13 protein-coding genes are annotated in these 20,180 nt (G+C 64.9%); 10 read left to right on the forward strand and 3 right to left on the reverse strand.

What is annotated here, in order from left to right; all coding sequences use genetic code 11:
• The first annotated feature begins 40 nt into the window (after nucleotides 1-40).
• The 3 genes from ACVJ19_RS23010 (at nucleotide 41) to ACVJ19_RS23020 (ending at nucleotide 5,567) form a co-directional block, all read left to right on the forward strand.
• Nucleotides 41-2,728 (forward strand): arylsulfatase, encoded by a 2,688-nt coding sequence (locus ACVJ19_RS23010; RefSeq protein ID WP_453951290.1) that lies wholly within the window; start codon nucleotides 41-43, stop codon nucleotides 2,726-2,728.
• 75 nt (nucleotides 2,729-2,803) lie between these two features.
• Entirely contained in the window at nucleotides 2,804-3,082 is a 279-nt protein-coding gene (locus tag ACVJ19_RS23015) for a hypothetical protein (RefSeq protein WP_260384973.1), read from the forward strand.
• 79 nt (nucleotides 3,083-3,161) lie between these two features.
• The gene (locus ACVJ19_RS23020; RefSeq protein WP_453951291.1) at nucleotides 3,162-5,567 is read left to right on the forward strand and encodes a tetratricopeptide repeat protein; all 2,406 of its coding nucleotides are present in this window, start codon (nucleotides 3,162-3,164) and stop codon (nucleotides 5,565-5,567) included.
• 271 nt (nucleotides 5,568-5,838) lie between these two features.
• Here the strand turns inward: ACVJ19_RS23020 and frc are convergent, their stop codons facing one another.
• The 3 genes from frc to ACVJ19_RS23035 all read right to left on the reverse strand — a co-directional run bounded on the left by frc (nucleotide 5,839) and on the right by ACVJ19_RS23035 (nucleotide 9,770).
• Nucleotides 5,839-7,116, reverse strand: coding sequence for a formyl-CoA transferase (gene frc, locus ACVJ19_RS23025; protein WP_453951293.1), 1,278 nt, complete (start codon nucleotides 7,114-7,116; stop codon nucleotides 5,839-5,841).
• 153 nt (nucleotides 7,117-7,269) lie between these two features.
• Nucleotides 7,270-9,003 carry an oxalyl-CoA decarboxylase gene (gene oxc, locus ACVJ19_RS23030; RefSeq protein ID WP_453951294.1) on the reverse strand — a complete coding sequence of 578 codons (1,734 nt, stop codon included), beginning with the start codon at nucleotides 9,001-9,003 and terminating at the stop codon, nucleotides 7,270-7,272.
• Between the two features lie 71 nt (nucleotides 9,004-9,074).
• On the reverse strand, nucleotides 9,075-9,770 hold the full coding sequence (locus ACVJ19_RS23035; RefSeq protein ID WP_164936202.1) for a GntR family transcriptional regulator: 696 nt from the start codon (nucleotides 9,768-9,770) through the stop codon (nucleotides 9,075-9,077).
• A gap of 349 nt (nucleotides 9,771-10,119) precedes the next feature.
• Between ACVJ19_RS23035 and ACVJ19_RS23040 the strand changes: the two genes are divergently transcribed.
• The 7 genes from ACVJ19_RS23040 to gcl all read left to right on the forward strand — a co-directional run bounded on the left by ACVJ19_RS23040 (nucleotide 10,120) and on the right by gcl (nucleotide 20,177).
• Nucleotides 10,120-12,249, forward strand: a complete 2,130-nt coding sequence (locus ACVJ19_RS23040; RefSeq protein ID WP_453951295.1) for an acetate--CoA ligase family protein — start codon at nucleotides 10,120-10,122, stop codon at nucleotides 12,247-12,249.
• 164 nt (nucleotides 12,250-12,413) lie between these two features.
• Nucleotides 12,414-13,256 carry an IclR family transcriptional regulator gene (locus ACVJ19_RS23045; RefSeq protein ID WP_453955189.1) on the forward strand — a complete coding sequence of 281 codons (843 nt, stop codon included), beginning with the start codon at nucleotides 12,414-12,416 and terminating at the stop codon, nucleotides 13,254-13,256.
• 112 nt (nucleotides 13,257-13,368) lie between these two features.
• On the forward strand, nucleotides 13,369-14,337 hold the full coding sequence (locus ACVJ19_RS23050; RefSeq protein WP_453951296.1) for a Bug family tripartite tricarboxylate transporter substrate binding protein: 969 nt from the start codon (nucleotides 13,369-13,371) through the stop codon (nucleotides 14,335-14,337).
• Nucleotides 14,334-14,819: a tripartite tricarboxylate transporter TctB family protein gene (locus ACVJ19_RS23055; protein ID WP_453951298.1), complete on the forward strand. Its 486-nt coding sequence runs from the start codon at nucleotides 14,334-14,336 to the stop codon at nucleotides 14,817-14,819. Before ACVJ19_RS23050 ends, ACVJ19_RS23055 begins: the two co-directional genes overlap by 4 nt.
• The gene (locus ACVJ19_RS23060; RefSeq protein WP_456739428.1) at nucleotides 14,819-16,318 is read left to right on the forward strand and encodes a tripartite tricarboxylate transporter permease; all 1,500 of its coding nucleotides are present in this window, start codon (nucleotides 14,819-14,821) and stop codon (nucleotides 16,316-16,318) included. The genes ACVJ19_RS23055 and ACVJ19_RS23060 overlap by 1 nt, the downstream gene beginning before the upstream one ends.
• 118 nt (nucleotides 16,319-16,436) lie before the next feature.
• Nucleotides 16,437-18,239 carry an adenine deaminase C-terminal domain-containing protein gene (locus ACVJ19_RS23065; protein ID WP_453951299.1) on the forward strand — a complete coding sequence of 601 codons (1,803 nt, stop codon included), beginning with the start codon at nucleotides 16,437-16,439 and terminating at the stop codon, nucleotides 18,237-18,239.
• A 153-nt stretch (nucleotides 18,240-18,392) separates the two neighbouring features.
• Nucleotides 18,393-20,177, forward strand: a complete 1,785-nt coding sequence (gene gcl, locus ACVJ19_RS23070) for a glyoxylate carboligase (protein ID WP_453951300.1) — start codon at nucleotides 18,393-18,395, stop codon at nucleotides 20,175-20,177.
• Nucleotides 20,178-20,180 lie beyond the last annotated feature (3 nt).

Here is a 20,180-nt window from a genome sequence, read left to right on the forward strand (position 1 = left end):
CCGGAAAATGATGGTGGCTCATTTGAAGGGAGGAATTGCAATGAGCACTGCGCGATCCTTTCATCTTGTCGCATTTTCACTGAGCCTGGCGCTTTCTTCGCCTGCATTGGCACAGCAAGCCCAACAAGCCGCACCGCCTCCGGGCTCGCCCGCCGCGACCATCACCATTCCCGGTAATCAGCTGCCGCCGCCGCCGCAGAAGTTCGGTGGCAAGATCGAGCGCGACGCGCGCAATTCGACACCTTTTTGGCCCTCGCGCGTGGTGCCGCCCAAGGGCGCACCGAACGTGCTGCTCATCATCACCGATGATGCCGGCTACGGCGTCCCCAGCACATTCGGAGGCGTCATCCCGACGCCGGCGCTCGACCGTATCGCGCAAAGCGGATTGCGCTACACCAACTTCCACTCGACCGCGTTGTGCTCGCCGACGCGCGCGGCCCTGATTACCGGCCGCAATCATCACTCGGTCGGCTACGGCGTGGTCGCCGAACAGGCCACCGGCTATCCCGGCTATGACAGCATCATCACCAAGGACAAGGCCACGATCGGCCGCATCCTGACCGACAACGGCTACCACACCGCCTGGTTCGGTAAGAACCACAACACGCCGGAATACCAGGCGAGCCAGGCCGGCCCGTTCGACCAGTGGCCGACCGGCATGGGCTTTGAATATTTCTACGGCTTCATGGGGGGCGATACCAATCAGTGGGAGCCCGGCAATCTCGTTCGCAACACCACGGCAATCTATCCCTACCAGGGAAATCCGGGCTGGAATCTGGTGACGGCGATGGCGGACGACGCCATCGACTATGTCAACCGCATGAACGCGCTGTCGCCCGACACGCCGTTCTTCGTCAAGTTCGCGCCCGGTGCGACGCATGCACCGCATCATCCGACCAAGGAGTGGGTGAAGAAGATCGGCGATATGCACCTGTTCGACCAGGGCTGGAACAAGCTGCGCGAGACCATCTTCGAGAACCAGAAGAAGCTCGGTGTCATTCCGCAGAATGCCAAGCTGACGCCGTGGCCGAAGGACCTGATCAAGGAATGGGATCAGCTTTCCGCCGACGAGAAGAAGCTGTTTATCCGCCAGGCGGAAGTGTTCGCGGCCTACGCCGCCTATGCCGACAACGAAATCGGCCGGGTGATCCAATCGATCGACGATCTCGGCAAGCTCGAGAACACCCTGATCATCTACATCGAGGGCGACAACGGCACCAGCGCCGAAGGGCAGCCGAATGGCACGCCCAACGAAGTGGCGATGTTCAATCAGATCAACCCGTCGGTCGAGGATCAGCTCAAGTACTTCTACGACGTCTGGGGCACTGACCGTACCTACAACCACATGTCGATCGGCTGGGCCTGGGCGTTCGACACGCCGTTCTCCTGGACCAAGCAGATCGTCTCGCATTTCGGTGGCACGCGTCAGGGCATGGCAATCTCCTGGCCGGCGGTGATCAAGGACAAGGGCGGCATCCGCAGCCAATTCCACCACGTCATCGACGTCGTGCCGACCATTCTCGAGGCCGCGAAGATCAAGCAGCCGGAAATCGTCGACGGCATCAAGCAGAGCCCGATCGAAGGCGTCAGCATGATGTACACGTTCGACGCCAAGAACGCGAACGCACCGTCCACCCACACGACGCAATACTTCGAGATGTTTGCGGATCGCGCCATTTACAACGACGGCTGGATCGCCAGCACCAAGGTCATGCGGCCGCCGTGGGTGACGATCGCGAAGCTGCCGAACCCGGGCGACTACCCCTGGGAGCTCTATGACCTGCGCAACGACTGGACGCAGGCCGAGGACGTCGCTGCGAAGCATCCGGACAAGCTGAAGGAGCTGCAAGCGCTGTTCTGGAAGGAGGCGGAAAAATATCAGGTGCTGCCGCTCGATTCCTCGGTGGCGGTCCGGCTCATCACGCCGCGCCCGAGCCTGAGCGCCGGCCGCACGAGTTTCGCCTGGACGCGACCGATGACCGGCACGCCGAATGGCGACGCGCCGAGCCTGCTCAACTCCTCCTACACGTTCAAGGCCGATGTGGACATTCCGCAAGGAGGCGCGGACGGCGTTCTGGTGACCCAGGGCGGCCGCTTCGGCGGCTATGGCCTCTATGTCCTGAAGAATAAACCCGTCTTCACGTGGAATCTCGTCGACCTCAAGCGCGTTCGCTGGGAGGGGCCGGAGCTGACGCCTGGCAAGCACCTGATCGAGTTTGACTTCAAGTACGATGGGCTTGGTGCAGCTACCATGATGTTCGGCAACTATAGCGGCATCGGACAAGGCGGCACCGGAACGCTCAAGGTCGACGGCAACGCCGTGGCCACCGAGAAGATGGAGCACACGATCCCCCTCATCCTGCAATGGGACGAGGCGTTCGATATCGGGTCAGATACCGGCACGTCGGTGGACGACAACGACTATCAGGCGCCGTTCGCCTTCACCGGCAAGATCAACAGGATCACGCTGGACATCGAGCGGCAAAAGCTGGGTCCGGATGATGTCAAGCGGTTGCAGGAGGCCGCGCGCGCGGCTGGCGACGGCCCGGCGGCCGACGCCGGACAGGCGGCTTCGGCCGAACCACAAGTCGGCACTGTCGGCCTGAGCCTCGTCGACAAGATCCAGTTGCGGATCGACAAGCGCGAGGGCTGCCGCAAGCAGGCGGAGGCGAAGGATCTCGGCGTCATGGACCGGATCAAGTTCGTTCAGGAATGTGTCCGGCAATAGCTCGACGCGAGACCGGCGGGAAGCCAATTGGCTTCCTGCCGGCCAAATGCACGCGATGCGGGATCGGAGAAGCTCATGAAGAACGGTCGTTGGATCTTCATTTCAACGCTTGCGCTGATCGACGTCTTGGCCGTCGGCCGCGCTGCAGCGCAGGGCGCGGCGGAGACGCTTCAGGGCATGCTTGCCGCACAAATCCGCTCGCAGGGGTTTACTTGCGACAAGCCGCTGGGCGCAACCAAGGATGCCGGGCGCTCGAGGGCCGATCATGGGGTCTGGGTGCTCAGATGCAGCAATGCGAGCTATCGGGTGAGCCGCTGGCCAGACATGCCCGCCAAGATCGAGCCGCTGCGGTGACGAAGCGCGCGGCGGTTCATGGCAGCGACCTTCACGTGTAAGCCAAACGACGGTTGAACGGCTGGAGCGGTAAGCAGACGTGGCACGAGGCTCGCGAAAGAACCGCAAGCGCGACAAGGTCCGTACGGCGCGAGCGCCTGAGCCAGATCGTTCCTCACCGCAGTCACGGCCTGCCTCCGAGGGCACCACGAGGCGGTGGATCGCCGTCGCGAGCCTATTTGCCGCCGCGATCGCCGTCGGCCTGCTCTGGTTCGCGACGTCAAGGGCCCCGATCCAGCTTCCCGCAGCGGTCGAATTGGCCTTCGTCGGGAGCGAGTCCTGTGCCGGCTGCCACCAGGCAGAGGCGAAACTCTGGCGGACGTCGCAACACCGCCGCGCCATGGATCATGCCACCGCGCAATCCGTGCGCGGCGATTTCAACGACGCAACCTTCGACTATGCCGGCACCCGCTCGCGCTTCTTCCGCAAGGAAGACAAGTTCCTTGTCGAGACCGATGGACCTGACGGCAAGCTCGCGACCTTCGAGGTGAAATACACCTTCGGCATCGACCCGCTGCAGCAATATCTGATCGAATTCCCGGACGGTCGCGTCCAGGCCCTGTCCATCGCCTGGGACACGCGGCCGAAAGAGCAGGGCGGTCAGCGCTGGTTTCATCTTTACCCGGACAACGCCATCACCAGCAGCGATTCCCTGCACTGGACGAAGCTGAGCCAGAACTGGAATTTCATGTGTGCGGAGTGCCATTCGACTGATGTGCACAAGGGCTACAATGCCGATCGGGACAGGTTCACGACCACCTTTTCCGAGATCAGCGTCGGCTGCGAGGCTTGCCACGGTGCGGGCTCGCGCCACGTCGCCTGGGCGCGCGGCAAGCCGGCGGCGCGCGAGGCCGATAACGGCCTGCTGGTCCGCTTCGACGAGCGCACCGGCATCATCTGGTCCGCCTCTGTCGGCACATTGACGCCGGCACGCAGCACGCAGGCTCCGGCCCTGCGCAAGGAGGTCGAGACCTGCGGGCGCTGCCACGCGCGCCGCGGGCAGCTTTCGGAAGACTGGATACCGGGCCGACCGCTCTCTGACACACACCGCGTATCGTTGCTCGACCGCCAGCGCTTCCATGCCGACGGGCAGATGCGCGACGACGAGGAGACCTACAATTACGCACCGTTCAAGCAGAGTAGGATGTTCGCCAAAGGCGTGACCTGCAGCGACTGCCACGACCCGCACAGCGCAACGTTGAAGGCGCCCGGAGACGGCGTTTGTTCGCAGTGCCACGCGCCCGCCAAATATGAGTCCGTGGCGCACCGGCGCCACGCCGATGTCTCGCCGCCGTTGGGCTGTCCGGCCTGCCATATGCCGGAGCGCCGCTACATGGTCCTCGATCGTCGCCACGATCACGGCTTCCGCGTTCCGCGTCCCGATCTCTCGGTGCAGACGGGCGCACCGAATGCGTGCAACGACTGCCATCGCGACAAGCCGGCGGCCTGGGCAGCGCATCAGATCGAGGGCTGGTTCGGGCCGGAGCGACGCGGCCATCAGACCTATGCACCTGCCTTCCATGCGGCCTGGAGCGAAGCTGCCGACGCGCAAGCGCAGCTTGCCGCAATCGCTGAATCGGCTGACGTTCCCGGTCTCGTCCGCGCCAGCGCGCTGGCGGAGCTTCCGGCACCGGTTCTCTATCTGATCCGGCATGGGCTTTCCGATTCCGATCCGCTCGTGAGGCTCGGCGCGCTCGATCGGCTCGAAGGAGTGCCGGCCGATCAGCTCTGGCCGCTCGCTTCGCCGCAGCTGGGCGATCCCGTGCGTGGTGTGCGCATTCGCGCCGCCGAACTTCTGGCCGCCATGCCCCCAGCGCGCCAGCCAGCGGCCGATCGCGACAAGTTCATGCGGGCGGCCGCCGAATTCATTGCTGCGCAGAAGCTGAATGCTGATCGGCCGGATTCGCGAACGGCGCTCGGCGACTTCTTCCTGCGCCAGGCCAATCCCGGCGTGGCGGAGGCCGAATACCGCGCCGCCCTCAGGCTCGATCCCTCGTTTGCGGCGGCCGCCGTCAACCTGTCCGACCTGTATCGGCAGCTCGGACGCGACAGTGACGGGGAGCAAATCCTGCGTGAGGCACTCTCCACGTCGGCGCAGGACGCATCACTCCACTACGTGCTTGGTCTGACACTCGTGCGCCAGAAGCGCAGCGAGGAGGCCCTCGACGAGCTGCGTCGGGCCGCCTCTCTTGACCCCGGCCAGATGCGGTACGCCTATGTCTATGCTGTAGGACTGAACGGAATGGGTCGGCGCGACGACGCACTTTCTGTGCTGAACCAGGGCCTGCGCGGACATCCGAACAATCTGGAGCTGCTTTCAGCTGCTTTGAACTTCAGCAGGGAGAAGGGAGACATCGCGGCGGCGCTTGGTTACGCCGAGCGACTGGCGCGCCTCCGGCCTGACGATTCGCGTCTGACCGACCTGATCAGGGAGCTGAAGCGATAGATGGGTGGGGAAGCCGGATGCCCGTTGGTATCGGGCACGATGACGAACCTCGGGCGGACAAATCCCAATGATAGACTTCTACCCCTGTTTTGCCCGACGGGTCAAAATTTTTTTCGTTAAATCAGAAATATCCTTTGGTGCCAAGGGGCTGGCTACTGTGCATGGGGTTGTTTTTCCACTTTTTGGTTTGAGCCCGCGGCCACACGGCCTGCACAAGCAAAAAGGGCCGCCCTTTGGGGCAGCCCTTTCGTCTCGTTCGATGCGGCCCGCGTTACTCCGCGGCCTGCTTCTGCGGCGGGTCGAGCGCGCCGGACTTGTGGATCTCGGCGACCTGGTGGTCCGAGAAGCCGAGCACCGAGCGCAGGATTTCGTCGGTGTGCTCGCCGAGCAGCGGGGAGCGCTCCACATCGCTCGGGGAGTCCGACAGCTTGATCGGGTTGCCGACCGAGATGTACTTGCCGCGGGTGGGGTGGTCGACCTCGACAACGGTGCCGGTCGCGCGCAGCGACTGGTCCTCGGCGATCTCCTTCATCGACAGGATCGGGCCGCAGGGGATGTCGTCCTTGTTGAGGATTTCCATCGCCTCGAACTTGGTCTTGGTCATCGTCCACTGCTCGATGCGGGCGAAGATCTCGTTGAGCCGCGGCAGGCGGGCCGGCGGCTTGGCGTAGTTCGGATCGGTCTTCCAGGTCGGCTCGCCGATCACGTCGCAGATCTTCTCCCAGACCGGGGCCTGGGTGATGAAGTAGATGTAGGCGTTGGGATCGGTCTCCCAGCCCTTGCACTTCAGGATGCGGCCGGGCTGGCCACCGCCGGAATCGTTGCCGGCGCGCGGCACGGCATCGCCGAACGGAACGCCTTCGCCGAACTGGCTGTATTCCTTCAGCGGCCCGTGGGCGAGGCGCTGCTGGTCGCGCAGCTTGACGCGGGCGAGGTTGAGCACGCCGTCCTGCATCGCGGCGGTGACCTTCTGGCCCTTGCCGGTCGTGGTGCGCTGATGGAGCGCGGCCAGGATGCCGATTGCAAGATGCAACCCGGTGCCGGTGTCGCCGATCTGCGCGCCGGTGACGAGCGGCAGGCCATCGCGGAAGCCGGTGGTCGAGGCGGCGCCGCCGGTGCACTGCGCGACGTTCTCGTAGACCTTGCAGTCCTCGTAGGGGCCGGGGCCAAAGCCCTTGATCGAGGCGACGATCATCTTCGGGTTGAGGCTGTGGATCTTCTCCCAGGGGAAGCCCATGCGGTCGAGCACGCCGGGGCCGAAATTCTCGACCAGTACGTCGCACTTCTTGATCAGCTCGGTGAGGACTTCCTTGCCCTTGGGGTTCTTGGTGTCGAGCGTGATCGAGCGCTTGTTGTGGTTGAGCATGGTGAAATACAGGCTGTCCACGTTCGGGATGTCCTGCAACTGGCCGCGGGTGATGTCACCCACGCCCGGGCGTTCCACCTTGATCACGTCGGCACCGAACCAGGCGAGCAGCTGCGTGCAGGTCGGTCCGGACTGGACGTGGGTGAAGTCGAGAATGCGAACGCCCGTGAGCGCTTTGGTCATCATGTTGCTCCTGTTACCACTTTGTTTCCGTCATGCCCGCGAAGGCGGGCATCCAGTATTCACTGTCGTTTCGGTTGGGCTCAGTGCTCGCCACCCATGCGGTCCGGCGAATACTGGACTCCCCGCCTGCGCGGGGAGTGACCCGGCGGTCGATTACTTCTTCTTCTGCAGAACGCTCTGCGGGTTGAGATTGCCGATGCGGCCGCTCTCCGAGCCCGCGGCCGGATCGATCACCGCGTTGATGAGCGTCGGCTTGCCGGACTTCATCGCCTCGTTGACGGCGCGCTTGAGCTCATCGGGCGAGGTCGCGTTCACGCCGACGCCGCCGAAGGCTTCCATCATCTTGTCGTAGCGCGCGCCCTTGACGAACACGGTGGTCGCCGGATCGTCGTTGGCGCCGTTGACGTCGGTGCCGCGATAGATGCCGTCATTGTTGAAGATGACGACGCAGATCGGCAGGTTGTAGCGGCAGATGGTCTCGACCTCCATGCCGGAGAAACCGAACGCCGAGTCGCCTTCCACCGCGAGCACGGGATGGCCGGTCTCGAGCGTGGCGGCGATCGCCTGGCCCATGCCGATGCCCATCACGCCCCAGGTGCCGACGTCGAGACGCTTGCGCGGGCGGTACATGTCGATGACGCCGCGGGCGAGGTCGAGCGTGTTGGCGCCTTCGTTGACGAGGATCGCCTCGGGGTACTCCTTGATGACGTTCTTCAAGACGCCGAGCGCGCCGTGATAGTCCATCGGCGACTTGTTGTTCATGAGCTTCGGCGCCATCTTGGCGACGTTCTCGTCGCGCTTGGACGTAATAGCCTTGGTCCATTCAGCCGGCGGCGCGGTCCAACCCGCACCGATGGCCTGGTTGAAGGCGGAGACGACCGAGCCGATGTCGCCGACGACGGGTGCGACGATCTCGACGTTGGAGTCCATCTCACGCGGTTCGATATCGACCTGGATGAACTTCTTCGGCGTCTCGCCCCAGCTCTTGCCCTTGCCGTGCGAGAGCAGCCAGTTCAGCCGCGCGCCGATCAGCATCACGACGTCGGAATCCTTCAGCACGGTCGAGCGGGCGGCGCCGGCGCACTGCGGATGGGTGTCGGGCAGGAGGCCCTTGGCCATGCTCATGGGCAGGAACGGCACGCCGCTCTTCTCGACGAAGCTCTTGATCTCTTCATCGGCCTGCGCGTAGGCCGCGCCCTTGCCGAGGATGATGAGCGGACGCTTGGCGCTCTTGAGCACGTCGAGCGCACGCTTGACCGAAGCGGGCGAGGGGATCTGCGCGGGGGCAGCATCAATCACCTTGACCAGCGACTTCTGGCCGGCCTCGGCGTTCATCACCTGGCCGAACAGCTTTGCCGGCAGGTCGAGATAGACGCCACCCGGACGGCCCGAGACCGCGGCACGGATGGCGCGGGCGAAGCCGATGCCGATGTCCTGGGCGTGCAGCACGCGATAGGCCGCCTTGCACAGGGGCTTGGCAATCGCGAGCTGGTCCATTTCCTCGTAGTCGCCCTGCTGGAGGTCGACGATCTCGCGCTCGGAGGAGCCCGAGACCAGGATCATCGGGTAGCAGTTGGTGGTGGCGTGCGCGAGCGCGGTGAGGCCGTTGAGGAAGCCGGGCGCCGACACCGTGAGGCAGACGCCGGGCTTCTTGGTGAGGTAGCCGGCGATGCCTGCGGCGTAGCCGGCGTTCTGCTCGTGGCGGAAGGAGATCACGCGAATGCCGGCGGCCTGCGCCATGCGGCCCAAGTCCGTGATCGGGATGCCCGGCACATTATAGATGGTGTTGATGCCGTTCAGCTTGAGCGCGTCGATGACGAGATGGAAGCCATCCGTCAGTTCCTGCTCGGTGCCCGGTGCTTCGGACTTGGTCGCGGTATTCAGCATGGGCCTTGTCTCCCTGGTCTCAAGTAACGGGGCGAATTTTTCGCCCTTCTGGTGAACGTTGCTAGGTAGAGTTATGTGAACAGTTCCTGGCCGTGCGCTTCGACGTAAGCGGCAAGGCCAAGGGTGTGGTCGCGGGCGCGCTTCTCGGCGAGCTCGGTATCGCGCGCTTCGAGTGCTTCGATCATGCCGAGATGCTCGGGCAGCGAGGTCGCGGTGCGGTCCTTGCGTCCGATGGTCAGCTGGCGATAACCGCGCACATGCAGCAGCAGGTCGTTGGTGAGATCGACCAGCACCGGCGATTCCGACAGCGAGATCAGCGCCTGGTGGAAGGCGATGTTGGCCTTGGAGTATTCCTCCACATGATCCTCGGGCAGGCGGTCCTTGCCGAAATCCTTGAAGAAGTCGCGCAGCGCCGTGATGTCCTTCTTGCGCGCGGTGGTGGTGATGAGGCGCGCGGCCATGCTCTCCAGCGCCGCCCAGGCGCGGATCATGTCGACGATCTCGCTCTTGGTCCTTCGCACCACCATGATGCCGCGCCGTGGAACGGTCTTCACGAAACCGTCCTGCTCGAGCATCGCGATGGCTTCGCGGATCGGCGTGCGGCTCACACCCAGTCGTTCGGACAGCGCGCGCTCGTCGAGCATCACCGGCTCGGGCGTCGAGTAGATGTCCATCTTGAGGATGGCTTCCTTCAAGGCGTCATACGCCTTGTTCTTGAAGCTGCTCTCCGGGGCAATACGAACGATTGCGATGTCTGCCTCGGCCATGTTCGGCAACGCCTTGGTTGGTTTCCGTAGTGACACGACGAATCTCCTCCAGTGGGAGTCGTCTTTTACAGGAATATTAACGGGAAAGTTTTTGGCATACCACATGCCAGAATGTCAAGCTGCCTATTTTTTGCGGCGTTCTAAGGTGTGCACTGGCTTGACAAGTTGGCTTCTGGCATACCAAATGCCATCGCCAGCCATTTTTGATCCAAGCCGGCGGAGTATTCTGGCTCTTTATGCCACTCCGTTCCGCCGCATGGAACAGAGCGCGGCGAATGGCAAGCATCACGGGCGGCCGCAACACGCGCGCGCTTTGCAAAGAACGAACTCAGGTCAAGGGAGAAGCCACATGTCCAATTCCAAAGATGCCGTCCGCAAGGTGCTTGACCAGGTCAAGGCGGACAACCGCACCAGCCTGACGGCGCCGGAAGGCAAGCTGGTCTGCGACGCCTACGGCATTCCGGTGCCGAAGGAGGGCGTGGCCAAGTCGGCGGGCGAGGCCGGCAAGATGGCGTCGTCCATGGGCTTCCCCGTCGTGATGAAGATCGTCTCGCCGGACATTCTCCACAAGACCGAAGCCGGCGGCGTCATCGTCGGGCTCAAGACGGCCGATGAGGCCGAAAAGGCCTACGAGACCATTCTCGGTAACGCCAAGAAGTACAAGGCCGATGCCAAGATCGAGGGCGTCCAGGTGCAGCAGATGCTGGCCGGCGGCACCGAGGTCATCGTCGGCTCGATCACCGACGGCTCGTTCGGCAAGCTGGTCGCCTTCGGCCTCGGCGGCGTGCTGGTCGAAGTGCTGAAGGACATCACCTTCCGCCTCGCGCCCGCGACCAAGGAAGACGCGCTGTCGATGCTCGACGGCATCCAGGCGCATGAAATCCTGAAGGGTGTGCGCGGCGGCGAGCCGGTGAACCGCACCGCGCTTGCGGACGTCATCGTCAAGGTCTCGCAGCTCGTCGCCGATTTCCCTGAGATCGTCGAGCTCGACCTCAACCCTGTCTTCGCGACGGCAAAGAGCGCGATCGCCGCCGACGTCCGCATCGTCGTCGACTTCGCCTATGTTCCCAAGCCGAAGCCGCGCCCGACCGAAGAGATCGTCGCGGCGATGAACCGCATCATGCAGCCGAAGGCCGTCGCCGTGGTCGGCGCCTCCGCCGAGGACGGCAAGATCGGCAACTCCGTGATGAAGAACCTCATCAACGGCGGTTACAAGGGCGAGATCTATCCGATCCATCCCAAGGCCGCCGAGATCCTCGGCTACAAGGCCTATAAGAGCGTCAAGGACGTGCCCGGCGTGATCGACGTCGCGGTGTTCGCGATCCCCGCGAAGTTCGTGGCCGCGGCGCTGACCGAGTGCGGCGAGAAGAAAATCCCGGGCGCGGTGCTGATTCCGTCGGGCTTTGCGGAAGCCGGCGCGCCGGAGCTGCAGGCCGAGATCGTCGAGGTCGGCAAGAAGTACGACATCCGCCTGATGGGACCGAACATCTACGGCTTCTACTACACGCCCGCGAACCTCTGCGCGACCTTCTGCACCGCCTATGACGTCAAGGGCCATGCGGCGCTGTCGTCGCAGTCGGGCGGCATCGGCATGGCCATCATCGGCTTCTCGCGCTCGGCCAAGATGGGCGTCTCCGCCATCGTCGGCCTCGGCAACAAGTCCGATATCGACGAGGACGATCTGCTCGCCTTCTTCGAGCAGGACCCGAACACCAATCTGATCGCGCAGCACTGCGAAGACCTCAAAGACGGCCGCGCGTTCGCCGAAGCTGCCAAGCGCGTTTCCAAGAAGAAGCCGGTTGTCGTGCTCAAGGCCGGCCGCACCTCGGCCGGTGCGAAGGCCGCGTCCTCGCACACCGGCGCGCTCGCCGGCAACGACCGCATCTACGAGGATGTGTTCAAGCAGTCCGGCGTGATCCGCGCCCGCTCACTTCGTCAGCTGCTCGAATTCGCCCGCGGCGTGCCGGTGCTGCCGACGCCGAAGGGCGAGAACGTGCTGATCATCACCGGTGCGGGCGGCTCGGGCGTGCTGCTGTCGGACTCCTGCGTCGACAACGGCCTGTCGCTGATGTCGATGCCGCCGGATCTCGATGCGGCGTTCCGCAAGTTCATCCCGCCGTTTGGCGCGGCCGGAAATCCTGTGGATATCACCGGCGGCGAGCCCCCGATCACCTACGTCAACACCGTGAAGCTCGGCCTGTCGGATGAGCGCATCCACGCGCTGATCCTCGGCTACTGGCACACCATCGTCACCCCGCCGATGGTGTTCGCCCGCAACATGGTCGAGGTGAAGAAGGAGATGGAGGCCAAGGGGTTCGTGAAGCCCATGGTCGCCTCGCTCGCCGGCGACGTCGAGGTCGAGGAAGCCGCCGAATATCTCTACCAGCATGGCATCCCGGCCTACGCCTACTCCACCGAGCTGCCGGTCGAGGTCTTAGGTGCCAAGTACAAGTGGGCGCGTGGGGCAGGGCTGCTCTGAGCCTGACTCTCCTGTCATCCCCGGGGCGATGCGGAGCATCGAACTACGGTGCGCACTTGCGCACCTGAGGATCTCGAGATTCCGGGTCTGGTACGCCAGGCCCGCGCTGCGCGCAGTCCCGGCGCACCATCCCGGAATGACGGATGCACAAGCGGCAGGTCGCGATGAGCAAGAACGTGATCCGGCGCAAATCGCTCGAACCTCGGTCCCCATTGGAGGCCGAGCACGAGGCGCGCGACGGCGGCGTGCAGTCCGTCGACCGCGCGCTGTCGATTCTCGAGACGCTCGCCGAAGACGACGAGGGCTACCGCCTCAGCGATCTTGCCGTGCGCACGGGTCTGTCCGCCTCGACCGTGCACCGCCTGCTGGCGACGCTGGAAAGCCGCCGCTTCGTGCAGTTCGACCGCGCCGAATCCAAATGGCATGTCGGCGTGCGCAGCTTCACGGTGGGCGCCAGCTTCGCCCGGCGGCGCAATTTCTCGGCGCAGGCCGTTCCTTATCTGCGCAAGCTGCGCGATCTCACCCGCGAAACCGCCAATCTCGCCGTCGTCGACGACGAGTTCATCATCGTGCTGACCCGCATGGAGAGCCGCGAGATCATGCGCTCGCTGACCAAGGTCGGCGGCCGCGTTCCCATGGTGACGTCGGGCGTCGGCAAGGCGGTGCTCGCGACCTATTCCGACGAGGACGTCGGCGCGGTCATCCGCCATCACGGCATGCCGCGGCTGACCGAAAAATCGATCGTGCGGCCGAGCGACCTGTTCAGGGAGCTCGAAAAGATCCGCAAGCAGGGCTTTGCGGTCGACGACGAGGAGGCCTGCATGGGCCTGCGCTGTATTGCCGCAGTCGTCTACAACGACTGCGCCGAGCCGCTGGCGGCGATTTCCGTCTCCGGCATGACCAGCCGCCTGACCGACGGCAGGCTGCCGGAAATCGGCCAAATCGTGCGCGAAATCGCCGCCGAGCTGACCGTCGCGCTCGGCGGGGTGATGCCGAAATCCAGCTAACCGGGAACCAGGCCCGTCGCTGGACAGCATCGGCCGTTTTGGCTGATATGCGACCAAACGACACAATGCGGCAAACGATCAACACGTCCGCACGAGCCTGGAGAATGCCCCCATGTTTCGATTTCCCGCGCGCCTTGTCGGCGCAGCCGTCGCGCTGACCCTTGCGGCAGCCACGCCTGCATTCGCCCAGCAGCTCGAGCTCAAGCTGATGGCGCCGGCGGCTCCGGGCGGGGGCTGGGACCAGACCGCGCGCTCGATGCAGCAGGCGCTGGTTGCCTCCGGCGTCGCGCGCAGCGTGCAGGTCACCAACGTTCCCGGCGCCGGCGGCAGCGTCGGCATCGCGCAATTCGTCAACGGCGCCAAGGGCGACGGCAACCAGATGATGGTCAACGGCTTCGTCATGGTCGGCGCGCTCGCCATGAACAAGTCGCCGGTGACGCTCGAGCAGGTGACGCCGATCGCGCGCCTCACCGAGGAAATCCAGGTGATCGTGGTGCCCGCGAACTCGCCGATCAAGACTGCGCAGGACCTCGCCGCCGCGGTGAAGGCCGATATCGCCAAGGTGACCTTCGCCGGCGGCTCGGCCGGTGGCGTCGACCATGTGATGGCCGCGCTGTTCGCCGGCGCGGTCGGCGCCGACGCGAAGAAGATCAACTACATCCCGTTCTCCGGCGGCGGCGAGTCGCTCGCCGCGATCCTCGGCGGCAAGGTCACCGCAGGCATCTCGGGCCTCAGCGAATATGAAGGGCAGATCAAGTCCGGCAAGCTGCGCGCGATCGGCGTGACCTCGGAGAAGCGCATCGCAGGCAGCGACATTCCGACTTTCAAGGAACAGGGCATCGACCTCGTCATCGCCAACTGGCGCTCGGTCGTCGCGCCTCCCGGCATCACGCCGGAGCAGCGCAAAACCCTAGGCGATGCGGTCGAGAAGATGGTGAAGTCGGACGCCTGGAAGGAGATCCTCAAGCAGAAGGGCTGGGAGGATGCCTATCTCGGCGGCGACGCCTTCGCCGACTTCCTGAAGAAGGAAACCGTGCGTGTCACCGACGTGCTGAAATCGGTCGGCCTCGTCAAGTCATGACGTCAGGCGATTCTGCCCAGCCGCCGCGGCGCGTCGATCGCGCCGGCATCGTCATCGCTGCATTGCTCGCCGTGCTGGCGGCCGTGCTGGTCTGGGATGCGCGCGGCCTGCAATCGGCCGCGATGTACGGCATGGGGCCGGAGGCGATGCCGGTTGTGGTCGCCAGCGGCCTTGCGCTGCTCGCGATCGGCAATTTCATCGATGCGCTGCGCGGCAATCTGCCGGCGCGCGAGAGTGCCGATCCCGTGCCGGTGGTCCTGATCCTCGTCGGCCTTGCGCTGCTGATCGCCATCATCGGCTTCGGTGGTGGCTTCATCCTGGCGACATCAGCGCTGTTCGTCACGACCTCGGCGGCGTTCGGCCGCCGCGCCGTCCTCGTCGACAGCGTCATTGCCCTCGTGATGTCGACCCTCATCTATCTCGCCTTTGACCGGCTGTTGACGCTGAGCCTTCCGGCCGGCCCCCTGGAGCGACTGCTGTGATGGACACGTTTGCCGCCCTGGCGCACGGCATGGCGGTCGCCATCCAGCCGATGAATCTGCTCTACGCGCTGATCGGCGTGTTCCTCGGCACCGCCGTCGGCGTGCTGCCCGGCATCGGCCCGGCGCTGACGGTCGCGCTGCTGCTGCCGGTGACCTACAAGCTCGATCCCGGCGGCTCGCTGATCATGTTTGCCGGCATCTATTACGGCGGCATGTATGGCGGCTCGACCACCGCGATCCTGATCAACACGCCGGGCGAGAGCGCCTCGATGGCGACCGCGCTTGAAGGCAACAAGATGGCCAAGGCCGGCCGCGGCGGTCCGGCGCTTGCGACCTCCGCGATCGGCTCCTTCGTCGCCGGCACCATTGCAACCATCGGGCTCGCGTTCCTTGCGCCTTGGCTGGTCGATGTCGCCGTGCGTTTCGGCCCGGAGGATTACTTCGCGCTGATGTGCGTCGCCTTCGTCACGGTGTCGGCAACCTTCGGCGATTCCCCGGTCCGCGGCCTGACCAGCCTGTTCATCGGCCTGACGCTCGGTCTCGTCGGCATCGACAAGCTGACCGGCCAGGCGCGGCTCGCGTTCGGCGTGCCTGAATTGCTCGACGGCGTCGAGGTGACGACGCTCGCGGTCGGCCTGTTCGCGGTGGGCGAGGCGCTCTACGTCGCCTCTCGCCGCCACCACACCGAAGAGAAGCTCGAGCCGGTGCGCGGCTCGCTGTGGATGACGAAGGAAGACTGGAAGCGGTCGTGGAAGCCGTGGTTGCGCGGCACCATGTTCGGCTTCCCGATCGGTGCGCTGCCCGCCGGCGGCGCGGAGATCCCGACCTTCCTGTCCTATTCGACCGAGAAGCGTCTCACGAAACATCCCGAAGAGTTCGGCAAGGGCGCGATCGAAGGCGTCGCCGGACCCGAAGCCGCCAACAATGCGTCGGCCGCCGGCACGCTGGTGCCGCTGCTGACGCTGGGGCTGCCGACCTCGGCGACGGCCGCGATGATGCTCGCGGGCTTCCAGCAATACGGTCTCAACCCGGGGCCGCTGCTGTTCGCCGAACGGCCCGATCTGGTCTGGGGCCTGATCGCGAGCCTGTTCATCGCCAACATGATGCTGCTGGTGCTCAATTTGCCGCTGGTCGGCCTGTGGGTGCGGCTGCTCGCGATCCCGCAGCCCTGGCTCTATGCCGGCATCCTCGTGTTCGCGACCATGGGCACCATCGCGGCAAAGCCGTCGGTGGTCGAATTGTCGATGCTGGCCGGCTTCGGTGTGCTCGGCTTCCTGATGCGCCGGTTCGATTTTCCGATCGCGCCTGTTGTCGTCGGCCTGATCCTCGGCCCGATCGCCGAGAGCCAGCTGCGCCGCGCGCTCGCGATCAGCCTCGGCGACCCCATGACGCTGCTGCAGAGCCCGATCTCGGCGACGCTGCTCGGCGTCGCGCTGATCGCGCTGCTGGCGCCCTTCGTTCTGAAGGGGCTCGGCCGGTTCAAGGCAAACGAGGACTAGCGGAACTCAAGCGGCGCCCGTGCCCAATGCGTAAGCACGGGTGCCGTTTTATTTGAGTTGCCCCTGCCGCTGTCGAGGGCAACCATCGCCGGGCTGTCCAATCTCCGCGAGAGCCCCGATGACCAAACTGACCCGTTTCTCCGTCGCGCCGCTGCACAGCATGACGCGGCGCCTCGCCGACGTCGCCTCGGCCCGTGTCGCGCCGGATCTCGTCATATCAGGCGCGCGGGTGCTCTCGACCTATTCCGAGCGCATCCATCAGGGGCGGGAGGTCTGGATCACAGGCGGCCGCATCGCGGCGGTGAAACCGGCAGGCACAGCAAAGAAGGCCTGGAGCGACGTTGCGCTTTACGACGCAGCAGGCGGCATCATCGCGCCGGGCCTCGTCGATCCGCACATCCATATCGAATCTTCGATGGTGACGGCCTGCGCCTATGCCGAGGCGGCGCTGCTCAACGGCACCACGACGATATTCTGCGACAGCCACGAGATCGGCAACGTGATGGACGTCGCCGGCGTCGAGGCGATGCTGGAGGACGCGCGCGAGGCGCCGCTCTCGATCTTCCTGACGGTACCGAGCACGGTGCCGGCGACATCGGCGGAACTTGAGACCGCGGGCGGCGATCTCACGCCGGACAAGATCGCCGGCCTGTTCGATCGCTGGCCCGAGGCGGTCGCGCTCGGCGAGAAGATGGACTTTGTACCTGTCACGATGGGCGACGAGCGCAGCCATGCGATCCTCGCGGCCGCCTTGAAACGTGGACGGCCGGTGTCAGGCCATGTCTACGGCCGCGAATTCGTCGCGGCCTATGCGGCGAGCGGCGTCACCGACACCCATGAGGCGATCGACCGCGACATCGCCGACGATCTGCTCGATGCGGGCGTCTGGGTGTTTTTGCGCGGGGGACCGCCGACCACGCCCTGGCACTCGCTGCCGCAGGCTATCCGGACGATCACCGAGCTCGGGGCCTCGCACAAGCGCACGGCCGTGTGCACCGACGACCGCGACGCCGATGATCTCCTGCTGTTCGGCCTCGACTGGGTGGTGCGCGAGGCGGTGAAGGCGGGGATGTCGCCGGAGCAGGCGTGGTCGATGGGCTCGCTGCATGGCGCCACGCGCTTCGGCATGGAGGGCGATATCGGCGGTCTCGGCGGCGGCCGCCGCGCCGATCTCGTGCTGATGGACGATCAGCTCATGCCGCAATGCACCTGGTATGGCGGTGAGCTCGTGGTCGAGCACGGCAAGATCACGCCGCGTCTCGATCAGGCACTGTCGCAGCGCTATCAATATCCGAAGGCCGCCTATGCGACCGTGAAACTGCCGGACAAGATGAAGTTGACGCCGGAGCTGCCCGCGAAGGCCTGCACCGTCAACGCGATCAAGACCGCGCTGCCCGGCATCACGCTGATCCACGAGAAGGTCGCGATCGAGCCCGCCAAGGATTGGCTGTCGCTGTTCGCGCGCTACGGCCTCTGCTTCGTCACGGTGGTCGAGCGCCACGGCAAGTCGGCCGGTAACGTCGCCTATGGCCTGCTGAAGGATTTTGGTCTCAAGCGCGGCGCGGTCGCCTCCAGCGTCGGCCACGACAGCCACAACATCATCGTCGCCGGCACCAACGAGGCCGACATGCAGGTTGCGATCGCGGCGATCAAGGAGCACCAGGGCGCCGTTTGCGTCGTCGCCGAGGGCAAGGTGAGGGCGCTGGTTCCGCTGCCGATCGCGGGGCTGCTCTCCGACAAGCGCGTCACTGAGGTCGCCGAAGAGGTCAAGTCGCTGAAGAAGGAATGGGCGGAAGCCGGCTGCACCATCCCCTACATGGGCTTCAATCTGATTCCCCTATCGGTCATTCCGGAAATTCGCATCACCGACAAAGGCCTCGTGCTGGTGCCGCAAATGGAGCTGGCGCCGCTGTTCGAGTGAAGCGGCTTTCACGCATATCTCGATCTAACTGATTGAGACCGCCACGATTTTTCCACGGCTGCCGCATCGTGGAAAATAAAATCGATCTCGTTGAGATCGCATCCCGCGCATCTGATGATCTCGCTCACTGACTTAAACCAAGCGAGGTCCGATATGGCGAAGATGCGAGCTGTCGATGCGGCCGTGCGTATCCTGGAGAAAGAAGGCATCTCGACCGCCTTCGGCGTTCCCGGGGCTGCGATCAATCCGCTCTATTCAGCGCTGAAGAAGCGCGGCTCGATCCGCCACATCCTGGCACGGCATGTCGAGGGCGCCTCGCACATGGCAGAGGGCTACACAAGGGCGAAGGCCGGCAATATCGGCGTCTGCATCGGCACCTCGGGGCCGGCCGGCACCGACATGATCACCGGGCTCTATTCGGCGATCGCAGATTCCATTCCGATCCTCTGTATCACCGGCCAGGCGCCGCGTGCGCGGCTCTACAAGGAAGACTTTCAGGCCGTCGATATCGAGTCGATCGCCAAGCCCGTGACCAAATGGGCGGTGACGGTGCGCGAGCCGGCGCTGGTGCCGCGCGTGTTCAGCCAGGCCTTTCATGTGATGCGCTCGGGCCGGCCGGGACCGGTGCTGATCGACATGCCGCTCGACGTGCAGCTCGCCGAGATCGAGTTCGACGACGAGACCTACGAGCCGCTCCCCGTCTACAAGCCGGCGGCGACGCGCAAGCAGGTCGAGAAGGCGCTGGAGATGCTCAACGCCGCCGAGCGTCCGCTGATCGTCGCGGGTGGTGGCATCATCAATGCCGACGCGTCGGACCTGCTGGTTGAGTTCGCCGAGATCGCCAACGTGCCTGTCGTGCCGACGCTGATGGGGTGGGGTGCGATCCCCGATGATCACGTGCTGATGGCCGGCATGGTCGGCCTCCAGACCAGCCACCGCTACGGTAATGCCACGCTGCTCGAATCCGATTTCGTGCTCGGCATCGGCAACCGCTGGGCCAACCGCCACACGGGCTCGGTCGAGACCTACACGAAGGGCCGCAAATTCGTTCACGTGGACATCGAGCCGACCCAGATCGGGCGCGTGTTCAATCCCGATCTCGGCATCGTCTCGGACGCCAAGGCTGCGCTCGAGCTGTTCGTCACCGTCGCCAGGGAGTGGCGCCGGTCAGGCAGGCTCCGCGAGCGCCAGGCGTGGCCCGCGACCTGCCGCGATCGCAAGAAGACGATGCTGCGCAAGAGCCATTTCGACAACGTCCCGATCAAGCCGCAGCGCGTCTATGAGGAGATGAACAAGGCGTTCGGTCGCGACACCACCTATGTCACCGTGATCGGCCTGTCGCAGATCGCCGGCGCGCAATTCCTCGGTGTCTACAAGCCGCGCAACTGGATCAATGCGGGGCAGGCGGGCCCGCTCGGCTGGACGCTGCCCGCCGCCCTCGGCGTGCGCGCAGCGTGTCCGGAGCGCGAGATCGTCGCATTGTCGGGCGACTACGACTTCCAGTTCCTGATCGAGGAGCTCGCGGTCGGCGCGCAGTTCAATCTGCCCTACATCCACGTCGTCGTGAACAATTCCTATCTCGGCCTGATCCGCCAGGCCCAGCGCGGCTTCGACATGGACTACCACGTCCAGCTCTCCTTCGAGAACATTAACGCGCCCGAGATCGGCGTCTACGGCGTCGATCATGTCGCGGTCGCCGAAGGCCTCGGCTGCAAGGCGATCCGCGTGACGGACCCGAAGGACACGCAGGCCGCATTCGCGACCGCGCGTGAGTTGATGACGAAGCACCGCGTGCCCGTGGTGGTCGAGTTCATCCTCGAACGTGTCACCAACATCGCGATGGGAACGGAGATCGACAACATCGTCGAGTTCGAGGAGGTGCTGGACCTGCCGCTCGACGAGGTCGGGACCACGCGCGTGCTGCAGCCGGCGGAATAAAGG

Source organism: Bradyrhizobium sp. USDA 376, from assembly GCF_054063675.1.

Excerpts from the sequence above, each read along its gene's own strand:
- gcl (WP_453951300.1), top strand. The coding sequence starts at position 18,393 with ATGGCGAAGATGCGAGCTGTCGATGCGGCCGTGCGTATCCTGGAGAAA.
- ACVJ19_RS23050 (WP_453951296.1), top strand. The coding sequence starts at position 13,369 with ATGTTTCGATTTCCCGCGCGCCTTGTCGGCGCAGCCGTCGCGCTGACC.
- ACVJ19_RS23060 (WP_456739428.1), top strand. The coding sequence starts at position 14,819 with ATGGACACGTTTGCCGCCCTGGCGCACGGCATGGCGGTCGCCATCCAG.
- ACVJ19_RS23015 (WP_260384973.1), top strand. The coding sequence starts at position 2,804 with ATGAAGAACGGTCGTTGGATCTTCATTTCAACGCTTGCGCTGATCGAC.
- frc (WP_453951293.1), bottom strand. The coding sequence starts at position 7,116 with ATGACCAAAGCGCTCACGGGCGTTCGCATTCTCGACTTCACCCACGTC.
- ACVJ19_RS23040 (WP_453951295.1), top strand. The coding sequence starts at position 10,120 with ATGTCCAATTCCAAAGATGCCGTCCGCAAGGTGCTTGACCAGGTCAAG.
- ACVJ19_RS23045 (WP_453955189.1), top strand. The coding sequence starts at position 12,414 with ATGAGCAAGAACGTGATCCGGCGCAAATCGCTCGAACCTCGGTCCCCA.
- oxc (WP_453951294.1), bottom strand. The coding sequence starts at position 9,003 with ATGCTGAATACCGCGACCAAGTCCGAAGCACCGGGCACCGAGCAGGAA.
- ACVJ19_RS23035 (WP_164936202.1), bottom strand. The coding sequence starts at position 9,770 with ATGGCCGAGGCAGACATCGCAATCGTTCGTATTGCCCCGGAGAGCAGC.
- ACVJ19_RS23055 (WP_453951298.1), top strand. The coding sequence starts at position 14,334 with ATGACGTCAGGCGATTCTGCCCAGCCGCCGCGGCGCGTCGATCGCGCC.
- ACVJ19_RS23010 (WP_453951290.1), top strand. The coding sequence starts at position 41 with ATGAGCACTGCGCGATCCTTTCATCTTGTCGCATTTTCACTGAGCCTG.
- ACVJ19_RS23065 (WP_453951299.1), top strand. The coding sequence starts at position 16,437 with ATGACCAAACTGACCCGTTTCTCCGTCGCGCCGCTGCACAGCATGACG.